Annotated in this window: 9 protein-coding genes, 1 tRNA gene and 1 riboswitch; of the genes, 5 read left to right on the top strand and 5 right to left on the bottom strand. The window is 74.4% G+C overall.

The window, feature by feature from the left end; all coding sequences use genetic code 11:
• Positions 1–257 precede the first annotated feature (257 nt).
• A tRNA-Arg gene (locus ET526_RS15965) sits at positions 258–334 on the bottom strand.
• A gap of 75 nt (positions 335–409) precedes the next feature.
• Here ET526_RS15965 and ET526_RS15960 point away from each other — a divergent pair.
• Positions 410–718: a DUF6166 domain-containing protein gene (locus ET526_RS15960; RefSeq protein ID WP_135468824.1), complete on the top strand. Its 309-nt coding sequence runs from the start codon at positions 410–412 to the stop codon at positions 716–718.
• A 43-nt stretch (positions 719–761) separates the two neighbouring features.
• A riboswitch (cobalamin riboswitch) is annotated at positions 762–991 on the top strand.
• 64 nt (positions 992–1,055) lie between these two features.
• Positions 1,056–3,410 carry a 5-methyltetrahydropteroyltriglutamate--homocysteine S-methyltransferase gene (gene metE, locus ET526_RS15955; RefSeq protein WP_135468829.1) on the top strand — a complete coding sequence of 785 codons (2,355 nt, stop codon included), beginning with the start codon at positions 1,056–1,058 and terminating at the stop codon, positions 3,408–3,410.
• A gap of 183 nt (positions 3,411–3,593) precedes the next feature.
• Here metE and argJ read toward each other — a convergent pair whose 3' ends face one another.
• Both argJ and ET526_RS15945 read right to left on the bottom strand, forming a co-directional pair.
• Positions 3,594–4,832 carry a bifunctional glutamate N-acetyltransferase/amino-acid acetyltransferase ArgJ gene (gene argJ / locus ET526_RS15950; protein ID WP_135468822.1) on the bottom strand — a complete coding sequence of 413 codons (1,239 nt, stop codon included), beginning with the start codon at positions 4,830–4,832 and terminating at the stop codon, positions 3,594–3,596.
• A 23-nt stretch (positions 4,833–4,855) separates the two neighbouring features.
• On the bottom strand, positions 4,856–5,803 hold the full coding sequence (locus ET526_RS15945; RefSeq protein ID WP_135468820.1) for a peptidylprolyl isomerase: 948 nt from the start codon (positions 5,801–5,803) through the stop codon (positions 4,856–4,858).
• 229 nt (positions 5,804–6,032) lie between these two features.
• Between ET526_RS15945 and secA the strand changes: the two genes are divergently transcribed.
• The 3 genes from secA to ET526_RS15930 are packed head-to-tail and all read left to right on the top strand — an operon-like array spanning position 6,033 to position 9,843.
• Positions 6,033–8,753 (top strand): preprotein translocase subunit SecA, encoded by a 2,721-nt coding sequence (secA, locus tag ET526_RS15940; RefSeq protein ID WP_135468818.1) that lies wholly within the window; start codon positions 6,033–6,035, stop codon positions 8,751–8,753.
• Positions 8,702–9,463: an RluA family pseudouridine synthase gene (locus tag ET526_RS15935; RefSeq protein WP_135468816.1), complete on the top strand. Its 762-nt coding sequence runs from the start codon at positions 8,702–8,704 to the stop codon at positions 9,461–9,463. Before secA ends, ET526_RS15935 begins: the two co-directional genes overlap by 52 nt.
• Positions 9,460–9,843: a hypothetical protein gene (locus ET526_RS15930; protein WP_135468814.1), complete on the top strand. Its 384-nt coding sequence runs from the start codon at positions 9,460–9,462 to the stop codon at positions 9,841–9,843. Before ET526_RS15935 ends, ET526_RS15930 begins: the two co-directional genes overlap by 4 nt.
• A gap of 53 nt (positions 9,844–9,896) precedes the next feature.
• Here ET526_RS15930 and ET526_RS15925 read toward each other — a convergent pair whose 3' ends face one another.
• Positions 9,897–10,754, bottom strand: a complete 858-nt coding sequence (locus tag ET526_RS15925) for an MBL fold metallo-hydrolase (protein WP_135468811.1) — start codon at positions 10,752–10,754, stop codon at positions 9,897–9,899.
• Between the two features lie 4 nt (positions 10,755–10,758).
• The gene (locus ET526_RS15920; RefSeq protein ID WP_135468809.1) at positions 10,759–11,931 is read right to left on the bottom strand and encodes a serine hydrolase domain-containing protein; all 1,173 of its coding nucleotides are present in this window, start codon (positions 11,929–11,931) and stop codon (positions 10,759–10,761) included.

Below are 11,931 nucleotides of genomic sequence, written 5' to 3'. Positions count from 1 at the left end.
CTATGCACAGTCAGGGCAATAGAGGTCTAGCGTCAGGCCGGGTTTCCAGGTTGCCAGCGCCGCCGGTTGCCAGCAGCGGCGCCGCCGCCGGGTGCTGGGGGTCCGCCGAGGGGCGGCGTGTGGTGACGCGCGGATGGCGGAGGACGCGGCGGCCGAGGCGGGCGCCTGACTGGTGGCGGGCTGCGCCCGTCGCTACCTACCTGCTACCTAGGCTGTTTCAGGTTTCGGCGGCGGGCTTGCTATGCGCTTGAAAAGATTGGCGGACCCGGCGCGATTCGAACGCACGACCTTTGCCTTCGGAGGGCAACGCTCTATCCAGCTGAGCTACGGGTCCGTCCATGGCGTAGGTAGCCGAAGCCGGCGGCATGGGGAAGCCCCCTGACGAGGAGGGGGGCAGGAGGAAAGCGTCATGAAGGTGTACGAGGGCGGGCGCGGCCTGGCCGGGGCGCAGGTGACGGTGGACGGCAGGCCGCTCGATCCGCGCCACGATGTGCGGCTGTTCTCGCGGGCCGGATTCGAATGGACCTATGAGGGCGACGGCCCAAGGCAGCTCGCCCTGGCGCTCCTCTGCGACCATCTCGGCGCGCCGGAGCGGGCCCTGGCGCTGACCGAACCCTTCATGCGCGAGGTGGTGGCCGAGCTCGACAACAGCTGGCGGCTCACCGGCGAGGAGATCGAGGCCTGGATCCGGGCCCGCGAGCACGGCCGCCCCGGCTGATTTCCCTTGCGCATTGGTGCTTGAGCGCCATGCGCGATTAAAGATATCTTTATAGAGTGCTGGTCCCGCGCGAGCGGGCGAAGAGGGAAGGCCGTTCGGCGCCACCGCGCCCAGTCGGCCGCTGCCCCAGCAACTGTCGGCGGGAAGCCGCCGGCCCACCCCCCTCCGGGGGCGCCACTGCGCGCGAGGCGCGGGAAGGCGGGGCCGGCCGCGTTTGGGCCTCTCGGCCCGGTACCCGCAAGCCAGGAGACCTGCCAGCACCGTGCAGCCCGCCCCGGCGGGAGCGCGCCACCCCATCCGGCCGGGCTGGGTGCACCGGTCGCTGGAGACGCATGCGATGACCATCGCCGCCAATCTCGGCTACCCGCGCATCGGGCCGCGGCGGGAACTCAAGACCGCGCTCGAGGCCTTCTGGGCCGGCAGGATCACCGAGGCCGAGCTGCACGCTGCCGCCGCCGGCATCCGCGCCGGCGCCCGCGCGCGGCAGCAGGGCCTCGGGATCAGCCACGTGCCCTCGGGCGACTTCGCCCTCTACGACCATGTGCTGGAGACGGCCTGCGCCCTCGCCGCCATCCCCGAAGGCTATGGCTGGAGCGGGGAAGGCCCCGCCTCCCTCGCCACCCTCTTCGCCCTCGCCCGCGGCGCCCGCGGCTCCGAGGCCGAGCGCGCCGCGGGCATCCCGCGCGGCGCCGTGGCGCTCGAGATGACCAAGTGGTTCGACACCAACTACCACTACCTCGTGCCGCGGCTTTCGGCGCGCATGCGCTTCCGCCTGCTCGAGAACCGCTGGGCCGCGGCCTTCCGCGAGGGGGCGGGGCAGGGCGCGCGCACCCGCCCGGTGCTGCTCGGCCCCGTCTCCTTCCTGCTGCTCTCCAAGCGGGAGGATGGCGGCCATCCGCTGGAGCTGCTGCCGGCGCTGCTGCCCGCCTACGCCGAGGCGCTGCGCGCCCTCGCCGAGGATGGCGTGGCCTGGGTGCAGATGGACGAGCCCTGCCTGGTGACCGACCTGCCGGCCGGCGCGGCGGATGCCTATGCGCGGGCCTACCGCGCCCTCGCCGAGGCCGCGCCGGGGCTCGGCGTGATGCTCGCCACCTATTTCGGAGGCCTCGGCGACGCTCTCGCCCTCGCCTGCGCGCTGCCGGTGGCGGGTCTGCACCTCGACCTGGCGCGCGCGCCGGAGCAGCTCGGCCCCGTCCTCGACGCGCTGCCGAGGGATCGCTGGCTGTCGCTCGGCCTCGTGGACGGGCGGAACGTCTGGCGCGCCGACCTGCGCCGGGCGCTGGCGCTTCTGCGGCAGGCGGCCGGGGCGGGCTTCGCGCGGCGGCTGATGGTCGCTCCCTCCTGCTCGCTGCTGCACGTGCCGCACAGCCTGGCGCCGGAGGACGGCCTCGACCCCACTCTCAGGCGGCGCCTTGCCTTCGCCGACGAGAAGCTGAGGGAGGTGGCGCTGCTCGCCCGCGCCGCCGATGAGGGCGAGGAGGCGATCGCCGCCGCGCTCGCGGAGAGCGACGCCGTGCTCGCGGAGGCGCGGGCGGATGCGCGCCTGCACGATCCGGCGGTCGCGGCCCGCCTGGCCGCCGTCACGCCCGAGATGGAGCGCCGGCGCAGCCCCTATCCGGCGCGGGCGGAGCGCCAGGCGGCGCGCCTCCGGCTGCCGCCCCTGCCCGTCACCAGCATCGGCTCCTTTCCGCAGACCGCCGAGGTCCGGGCGCTGCGCGCCCGGCTCGCCAGGGGCGAGCTCGACGAGGCCGGCTACGAGGCCGAGATCCGGCGCCTCACCGCCGAGGCGGTGCGCTGGCAGGAGGAGATCGGCGTGGACATGCTGGTCCATGGCGAGTTCGAGCGCAACGACATGGTGAAGTATTTCGCCGAGCGGCTCGCCGGCTTCGCCTTCACCAGGCACGGCTGGGTGCAGAGCTACGGCAGCCGCTGCGTCGCCCCGCCCATCATCTGGGCCGACGTGTCGCGCCCCGCGCCGATGACGGTGCGCTGGTCCTCCTACGCCCAGTCGCTGACGCAGCGACCGATGAAGGGCATGCTGACGGGCCCCGTCACCATGCTGCAGTGGTCCTTCGCGCGCACCGACATCCCGCGCGAGACGATCTGCCGGCAGATCGCGCTCGCCATCCGCGACGAGGTGCAGGAGCTGGAGGCGGCGGGCATCCCCGCCATCCAGATCGACGAGCCGGCCTTCCGCGAGGGCCTGCCGCTGCGCCGGGCGGAGCGGCCGGACTATCTGCGCTGGGCGGTGGCCTGCTTCCGCCTCGCCGCCGCCGGCGTGCGCGACGAGACGCAGATCCACACCCACATGTGCTACTCGGAGTTCAACGACATCATCGAGCACATCGCGGCCATGGACGCCGACGTGATCTCGATCGAGACCGCGCGGTCGGACATGGAGCTGCTGCGGGCCTTCCAGGATTTCGACTATCCGAACGCGATCGGTCCCGGCGTGTGGGACATCCACTCGCCGCGCGTGCCCTCGGCCGAGGAGATGGCCGCGCTGCTGCGCCGCGCCGCCGGACGCCTGCCGGCCGGGCGGCTGTGGGCGAACCCCGATTGCGGCCTCAAGACGCGCGGCTGGGAGGAGGTGCGGCCGGCCATGGCGAACCTGGTCGCCGCGGCGCGGCGGCTGCGCGCGGAACTCGGGCCGGAATCGGTCGCGGACGGCCGGGGGCGGCCGGAAGCCTGATCCGTCGGGGCGGATCACGCCGCAGGCAGGGGAACGGGGCCGTTGCCGCGGCATGGCCGGGCGGCAGCGGCTCCGGCAGGGTGCGTCCGGCCGACTTCCTGGCGGGTGGCGATCCCCACCCGTCAGGAATCCGGAGCGCCGGCCGCGGGCCGGCCGAACGGGGCGCGCTTCGGGGAGCGGCCGTCAGGACCGGTAGGAGCCGTTGATGTCGATGTAGCCGTGCGTCAGGTCGCAGGTCCACACCGTGGCCCTGCCACGGCCGAGGCCGATGTCCACGGTGATCTCCACCTCGCGCCCCTTCATGTGCGCGACCACCGGGGTCTCGTCGTAGTCGGGCACCACGCCGCCCTCGCGCGCCATCCACACGCCGCCCACGGCGACGGAGAGGCGGTCGCGGTCCGCCGGCTCGCCGGCCTTGCCCACCGCCATGACGATGCGGCCCCAATTGGCGTCCTCGCCGGCGATGGCGGTCTTGACCAGCGGCGAATTGGCGATCGCCATGGCGATGCGGTGCGCCGAGCGCGCGCTGACCGCGCCGGTCACCTCGATGCGGATCAGCTTCTGCGCCCCCTCGCCGTCGCGCACCACCATCAGCGCGAGGTCCATCAGCACCTCCTCCACCGCGCGCGCGAAGTCGCGCAGCAGGGGGCCTCCTTCCGCCGGCACGCGCGGGTGGCGCGCCTCGCCGGTGGCGAAGAGCAGCACCGTGTCGGAGGTGGAGGTGTCGGAATCCACGGTGATGCAGTTGAAGCTGCGGTCCACGCCCTTCCTGAGGATCGCCTGCAGCGCCGCCGCCGGCACCCGGGCGTCGGTGGCCAGGAAGCAGAGCATGGTCGCCATGTCGGGGGCGATCATGCCGCTGCCCTTGGCGATGCCCGTGACCGTCACCTCCGCCTCGCCGATCCGGGCGCGCCGCGTCGCGCCCTTGGGGAAGGTGTCGGTGGTCATGATGGCGCGCGCCGCCGCCTCCCACCCGTCCTCGCGCAGCGCGCCGAACAGCGGCGGCAGGGCGGCGAGCAGCTTCTCCGTCGGCAGCCGCTCGCCGATCACGCCGGTGGAGGCGAGGAACACCTCCTCCGGAAGGCAGCCGGCGAGTTCCGCCATCGCCCCGGCGGTCGCCGTGCAGGCCTCGCGCCCGGCGCGGCCGGTGAAGACGTTCGAATTGCCGGCGGTGACCACCAGGGCACGGGCCTTGCCGCCCCGCAGCGCGGCACGGCACCAGTCCACCGGCGCGCCCGGGCAGCGGTTCTTGGTGAACACCCCGGCGACGGCGGTCCCCTCGGGGAACACCATCATCGTCACGTCCTCGCGCGCCTTGTAGCGGATCTCCGCCCGCGCCGTGCCAAGGCGCACGCCCGGCACGGGGGGCAGCGCCGGAAGCGGCAGGGCGAGGGGGGAGATCGGGTGGTCCTTGCCGGCCATGGGCGAGCTCTCGGCGTCTCTTCTCAGCGTCTCTGGGGCGGGGCGGGGGCGCGGCCGGCCGGCGGCGGCTCGGCAGCGGGCGGCGCGGCGCGGTCGAGCAGGGAAGGGGCGGCGGGCTGGTCAAGCCGCTCGATGGCAGCGGCCTCGCGCAGCTGCCGCACCACCGCCTCCACCTCCTCCTCCATCATCTGCCGGCGCAGCGTGTCGCGCACCTCCTCGAAGGGCGGCACGGGCGCGGCGCGGCGCGTCTCCACCTTGATGACGTGCCAGCCGAAGGGGGAACGGACCGGGGCCGGCGAGATCTGGCCCGGCCGCAGGGCAAAGGCAGCCTCGGCGAATTCCGGCACCATGTCCTCGCGCTTGAAGAAGCCGAGGTCGCCGCCCTGCTGCGCGCCCGGGCCGGTGGAGCGGCGCCGCGCCACCTCGGCGAAGTCGGCGCCCGGGCGCTGCACCTCGGCCAGCACCTCGCGGGCCTCGGTCTCGGTCGGCACCAGGATGTGGCGGGCCTGGACCTCCTCCTCGCCCCGGCGGCCGGCCATGTCGCGCGCGTAGCGGGCGCGCAGCGCCTCCTCGGTCACCCGCGCCGAGACCTCGCGGGTCAGCAGCGCCTGCTGCAGCTCCTGCTCCTCGGCGCGGCGGATGCGGCGGCGGACCTCCTCCTCCTCGTGCAGGCCGCGGGCGCGGGCGGCATTGACCAGCACCCGCTCGACGATCGCCCGCTCGACGAGCTGGCTTCCCACCTCGGGCGGCAGCATCCGCATCAGCAGGCCGGGCGGCACGGCGCGCAGCTCGGCCGGCAGCACGTCCGCGGCCGCGCCGACCACCTCCGAGGCGCGCAGCGGCGCCCCGTCCACGCGGGCGAGCACGGGGTCCTCGGCGGCGGGGTCGGCGGCGGCCGGGGCGCGCCCCTCGGCCGCAGCCGCGAGCGGCAGCAGCAGGCTGGCGGCGAGAAGCAGGGCGAAGGGGCGCATCGGGGGCTCCGGGGGGCGGGGGAACATGACGGAAGCGCGAGAGGTCCACAAGGATGCGCCCGCGCCGGGCCGCGCGAGCGTTGACGTGGCCCCTGGCCCCGCCTACTTGAAGGGCCGAATTTCGGCCAGCCGAATCCCCTGCCGGCGCCGCCGGTGCCCCACCACGGCACCGGGCGCGGCAAGGCCCCATTGGCCGGGCCCATGGCCCGTCCGGAGACCCGCGCCCCGCATGTTCGCAAGCCTCGCCCGCGCCATCTTCGGCACCTCGAACGAACGCGCGCTGAAGCGCCTGCGCGCGCGCGTGCCGCAGATCAACGCGCTCGAACCCGCGATGGCCGCCCTGTCGGACGAGGCGCTGCGCGGCAAGACCGGAGAGTTCCGCGCCCGCCTCGCCCAGGGGGCGAGCCTCGACGAGCTGCTGCCCGAGGCCTTCGCCACGGTGCGCGAGGCCTCGAAGCGCGTGCTCGGCCTCCGCCACTTCGACGTGCAGCTCATCGGCGGCATGGTGCTGCACGAGGGCAAGATCGCCGAGATGAAGACCGGCGAGGGCAAGACGCTCGTCGCCACCCTGCCGGTCTACCTCAACGCCCTCGCCGGCAAGGGCGTGCACGTCGTCACGGTGAACGACTACCTGGCGAGGCGCGACGCCGAGTGGATGGGGCGCGTCTACAACTTCCTCGGCCTCTCGGTCGGCGTCATCGTGCACGGCCTGACGGACGAGGAGCGCCGCGCCGCCTACGCCGCCGACGTCACCTACGGCACCAACAACGAGTTCGGCTTCGACTACCTGCGCGACAACATGAAGTACCGGCTGGACGAGATGGTGCAGCGGGACTTCAACTACGCGATCGTGGACGAGGTGGACTCGATCCTGATCGACGAGGCGCGCACGCCGCTGATCATCAGCGGCCCGGCCGAGGACAGCTCCGACCTCTACCGCCGCGTGGACGCGGTGGTGCGGGAGGTGGTGAAGGACAAGGCCACCTACGAGAAGGACGAGAAGTTCCGCACCGTCGCCCTCACCGAGCAGGGCTCGGAGGCGGTGGAGCAGGCGCTGCGCGAGGCCGGGCTGCTCGAGGAGGGCAGCCTCTACGACCCCACCAACGTGACGCTGGTGCACCACGTCAACCAGTCGGTGCGCGCCCACACCCTGTTCACGCGCGACGTGGACTACATCGTGCGCAACGACAAGGTGGTGATCATCGACGAGTTCACCGGCCGCATGATGGAGGGCCGCCGCTACTCCGACGGGCTGCACCAGGCGCTGGAGGCGAAGGAGCACGTCACCGTCCAGCCCGAGAACCAGACGCTGGCCTCCATCACCTTCCAGAACTACTTCCGCCTCTACCCCAAGCTCGCCGGCATGACCGGCACGGCGGCGACCGAGGCGGACGAGTTCGCCGAGATCTACAAGCTCGAGGTCGTCGAGATCCCGACCAACGTGCCGGTGGCGCGCAAGGACGAGGACGACGAGGTCTACCGCACCGCCGCCGAGAAGTACGAGGCGGTGATCCGGCTGATCGAGGAGGCGCGCGGCCGCGGCCAGCCCTGCCTGGTCGGCACCACCTCGATCGAGAAGTCGGAGCTGATCTCCGGCCTCCTGAAGAAGAAGAACATCCCGCACAACGTGCTGAACGCCCGCTACCACGAGCAGGAGGCCGGCATCATCGCCCAGGCCGGCCGCCCGGGCGCCATCACCATCGCCACCAACATGGCCGGGCGCGGCACCGACATCCAGCTCGGCGGCAACGCCGAGATGCTGGCGCGCCAGGAGACCGGGCAGGCGGAGGGGCCGGAGTTCGAGGCGGCGCTCGCCCGCCACCGGGCCGAGGTGGAGGCGGCGCGGGCCAGGGTGAAGGAGGCCGGCGGCCTCTTCGTCATCGGCACCGAGCGGCACGAGAGCCGGCGCATCGACAACCAGCTCCGCGGCCGTTCCGGCCGCCAGGGCGACCCGGGCGCCAGCCGCTTCTTCCTTTCGCTGGAAGACGACCTGATGCGCATCTTCGGCTCCGACCGCATGGGCGGGATGCTGGAGAAGCTCGGCCTCAAGCCCGGCGAGGCGATCGTCCATCCCTGGATCAACAAGGCGCTGGAGAAGGCGCAGAAGAAGGTCGAGGCGCGCAACTTCGACACCCGCAAGAACCTGCTCAAGTACGACGACGTGATGAACGACCAGCGCCGCGAGGTGTATTCGCAGCGCCGGGCGTTCATGAACGCCGACGACGTCTCCGAGACCGTCGCCCAGATGCGCCGCGAGAGCATCGGCGACATGGTGGACCGCGCCATCCCCGAGAACGCCTACCCCGAGCAGTGGGACCTCGAGGGGCTGGAGCGGCGGGTGCGCGAGCAGCTCGGCCTCGACCTGCCGGTGCAGGACTGGGGCCGCGAGGAGGGCATCGACGAGACCCAGGTGCGCGAGCGCATCGAGGAGGCGGCGGAGCGCCACTACGCCGCCAAGGTGGCCAACATCGGCCCGGACCTGATGCGCATGGTCGAGAAGTCCCTGCTGCTGCAGGTCTTCGACCAGGTGTGGAAGGAGCATCTGCTGGCCCTCGACCACCTGCGCCAGGGCATCGGCCTGCGCGCCTACGGCCAGCGCGACCCGCTGAACGAGTACAAGTCCGAGGCCTTCGCCCTCTTCAACAACATGCTGGCCGAGCTGCGCGAGCGCGTCACCTCGCTGCTGATGCGCATCGAGCTGCGCCCCGACGCGCCGCTGCCGAGCCCGGAGCCGGTGCGGGTGATGGACATGCGCCACCCCGACCCGGCGATGGCCGAGATGGAGATGGCCGAGGCCGGCGGCCCCGGCTACGCCCCGGCGCCGCCGCCACGGCGGGCCGCCGACGGGGCGGACCCCGCCGACCCCTCCACCTGGCACCGCACGCCGCGCAACGCGCCATGCCCCTGCGGCAGCGGGCGGAAGTACAAGCACTGCCACGGCCGGGTCTGACCCGCCGGGGTGCCGCGCGGCGGGGCCCTGCGGCCGCGCCCGCGGCGCCGCCCCCGGACCTCGCCGACCGCCTGCTGCACCGCGACGCCGCGGTGCTGATCCTCGACAAGCCCGCCGGCCTGCCCGTGCATCGCGGGCCGCGCGGCGGCCCCTCCCTGGAGGGGTGGCTGCCGCATCTCCGCCTCGGCGCACGGCGGGACCCGCAGCCCGCCCACCGGCTGGACGCCGACACCGCCGGCTGCCTGGCGCTGGGCCGCACGCGGCCGGCGCTCGCCGCGCTCGGCGCCCTGTTCGCCGCGGGCGCGGTGGACAAGACCTACTGGGCGGTGGTGCGCGGCGCCCCGCCGGCGCCGGAGGGCGAGGTCGCGGCGCCGCTCGCCAAGCGCAGCACCGCGCGCGAGGGCTGGCGGATGGTGGCGGACCCGGCGGGCCGGCCGGCGCAGACCGCCTGGCGCCTGCTCGGCACCGGCCCCGGCATCGCCTGGCTGGAGCTCAGGCCGCGCACCGGCCGCACCCATCAGCTCCGCGCCCATTGCGCGCATCTCGGCTGCCCGATCCTCGGCGATGCGCGCTATGGCGGCGGGGCGGGGCCGCTCCACCTGCTGGCGCGCGCCATCCGCCTGCCGCTCGACCCGCCGGTGGCCGCCGAGGCGCCGGTGCCGCCGCACATGCAGGCGGCGCTCGCCGCCTGCGGCTGGCGCGCCGCATGAGGGCGGGCCGCGCCGCCGCCGCGCTGCTCCTGCTGCTCGCCTGGCCGGCTGCGGCGCAGCGTGGCGGCTGCGGCTTCGGCGAGGGGCTGGCGGCGCTCGCCGCGGCGGAGCGGGCGCTGCGCGGCGCGCCGGAGCTGCCCTCGCTCTCCGCCGGCCGGGCGCTGGCGGCGGAGGCGGGAGAGCGGTTGCGGGCCGGGGCCGGAATCCTCGCCGGCTGCGGCTGCGCCCGCGCGGCGGAGGAGGCGGCGGAGGCCGCGCTCCTCGCCGAGCAGGCGGGCAGCGAGGTGGAGCTCGCGCGGCTGCGCGCCACGCTCGACCGGGCGCGCTTCTCCCTCTCCCTCGCGCGGCAGCGGCTGGACCGGACGGGCTGCGCGCCCTGATCCGCCGCGGCGTCCTCGCCGGTTCGGGCGGGCCGAGCCCTCCGCGATCCGCCCTACCAGCAGACCAGCAGCCGGAAGGCGTCGCCGTCCCGCACCACGCGCCCGGCAGTCGGCGCCGCGAAATGCGTGCCGATCACCAGCACCGGCCGCCCCGCGAGCTCGCCGAAGAGGCGCCGTCGCGTCGCCTCCGCCGCCGGCGGGTCCATGTCGGCCGTCGAGTTCCAGTGCGGCCGGGCGAGCTGGCAGGGGTGGTGGGCGATGTCGCCGGTGATGAACGCCTCCTCCCCCTCCGAGGCGATGCGGACCGAGACGTGCCCTGGCGTGTGGCCGAAGCTCGGCACCAGGCGCACCTCCTCGCAGAGCGGATGGTCGGGCTCCACCAGCTCGACCAGCCCGGCCTCCAGCACCGGCCGCACCGAATCCTCGAACACCGCGCGCTGCTCCTCCCGCTCGGTCTGGCGCGACCAGTGCTCGAACTCCGCGCGGCCGAACAGGTAGCGGGCGCGCGGGAAGGTGGGGCGCCAGCGCCCGTCCACGAGCATGGTGTTCCAGCCGACATGGTCCACATGGAGGTGGGTGCAGAGCACGGTGTCCACGCTCTCCGCCGGGTAGCCCGCCTCGGCGAGGTCGCGGAGGAAGCTGCCCTGCCGGCCGTTCCAGTGCGGGATGCGCCGGCCCTGCTTGTCGTTGCCGAGGCAGGTGTCCACCAGGATGCGCCGCTCCGGCGTCTCCACCACCAGGGCGTGGATGCTGAGGCGCAGCCGCCCGGTCTCGTCGGCGAAATGCGGCGCGAGCCAGCCGATCTCCCGCACCGCCTCGGGTGTGGCCTGCGGCAGCAGGAAGCGGCTGCCGCCCGTCGCCTCCATCTCCACCACGCGGGTGACGGTGACCCTGCCGATCCTCCAGCGCATCGCGTCAGCCCTCGATCGCGGCGTAGACCAGGGTCCGGAACAGGGCGCGGTAGTGCTCGCGCTGCCCCGGCGCCTGGATCATCAGCACGGCGGCCAGCCGCTCCGCCGGGTCCACCCAGAAGCTCGTGCCCGCCATGCCGCCCCAGTAGTAGAGACCGACGGAGCCGGGCAGCGGCGCCATGCCGCGCTCCCGCCGCACCGCGAAGCCGAGGCCGAAGCCGTGGCCAGGCGGCAGCAGGTCCGGCGCGCCGGGGATGGGGCCGAGATGGTCGGCGGTCATCAGCTCCACCGTCTTGCGGCCGAGCAGCCGCACCCCGCCGAGCCGCCCGCCCTCCAGCAGCATCTGCAGGAAGCGGATGTAGTCCGCGGCGGTCGAGACCATGCCGCCGCCGCCGGATTCGAAGCTTGGCCTCTCCCGCACCTCGATCAGGCTGACCGCGGCGCCGGTCTCGGGGTCCCGGTCGAAGGCGCCGGCGAGGCGGTGGTGGTCGCGCTCCGGCACGAAGAAGCCGGTATCCGCCATGCCGAGCGGGGCGAGGATGCGCTCGGCCAGGAAGGCGCCGAGCGTGCGGCCGGAGACCACCTCGATCAGCCGCCCCAGCACGTCGGTGGAGCGGCCGTACTCCCAGCGCGTGCCGGGGTGGTGCAGCAGCGGCAGGCGGCCGAGCATCGCCACCTGCTCGGCGTTGGTCTGGCCGCGGCGGTACACCTTGGCGTCCATGTAGGCCCGGTGCACGGCGCCGGTGCCGCGGAACTCGTAGGTGAGGCCGGAGGTGTGGCGCAGCAGGTCCTGCACGGTGATCGGCCGCGCCGCCTTCTCGAGCCCGCCGCCCTCCACCGCCACCATCGGCGCGGCGAGTTCCGGCAGGTGCCTCCCCACCGGGTCGCCGAGCAGCAGCCTGCCCTCCTCCACCAGCATCATCACGCCGACGGAGACGATCGGCTTGGTCATGGAGTAGATGCGGAACACCGCATCGGTCGTCATCGGGTCCGCCGCCGCCGGGTCGCGCCGGCCGAAGGCCTCGTGCCAGGCGATGCGCCCGTCGCGCGCCACCAGCGCCACCGCGCCGGGCAGGTGGCCGGCGGCGATGCGCTCGCGCAGCACGGCGCCGAGCCGGTCGAGCCGCGCGGCGGAGAGGCCGACCTCCTCCGGGCGGGCGGCGGGCAGCGGGGCCAT

Source organism: Crenalkalicoccus roseus, assembly GCF_004761865.1.
Taxonomy (GTDB): Bacteria; Pseudomonadota; Alphaproteobacteria; order Acetobacterales; family Acetobacteraceae; genus Crenalkalicoccus; species Crenalkalicoccus roseus.
This window is presented reverse-complemented; position numbering and strand designations above follow the sequence as displayed.

Bases quoted from the DNA above. Each gene is read 5' to 3' on its own strand.
- ET526_RS15960 (WP_135468824.1), top strand. From the start codon at position 410: ATGAAGGTGTACGAGGGCGGGCGCGGCCTGGCCGGGGCGCAGGTGACG.
- metE (WP_135468829.1), top strand. From the start codon at position 1,056: ATGACCATCGCCGCCAATCTCGGCTACCCGCGCATCGGGCCGCGGCGG.
- argJ (WP_135468822.1), bottom strand. From the start codon at position 4,832: ATGGCCGGCAAGGACCACCCGATCTCCCCCCTCGCCCTGCCGCTTCCG.
- ET526_RS15945 (WP_135468820.1), bottom strand. From the start codon at position 5,803: ATGCGCCCCTTCGCCCTGCTTCTCGCCGCCAGCCTGCTGCTGCCGCTC.
- secA (WP_135468818.1), top strand. From the start codon at position 6,033: ATGTTCGCAAGCCTCGCCCGCGCCATCTTCGGCACCTCGAACGAACGC.
- ET526_RS15935 (WP_135468816.1), top strand. From the start codon at position 8,702: ATGCCCCTGCGGCAGCGGGCGGAAGTACAAGCACTGCCACGGCCGGGT.
- ET526_RS15930 (WP_135468814.1), top strand. From the start codon at position 9,460: ATGAGGGCGGGCCGCGCCGCCGCCGCGCTGCTCCTGCTGCTCGCCTGG.
- ET526_RS15925 (WP_135468811.1), bottom strand. From the start codon at position 10,754: ATGCGCTGGAGGATCGGCAGGGTCACCGTCACCCGCGTGGTGGAGATG.
- ET526_RS15920 (WP_135468809.1), bottom strand. From the start codon at position 11,931: ATGGCCCCGCTGCCCGCCGCCCGCCCGGAGGAGGTCGGCCTCTCCGCC.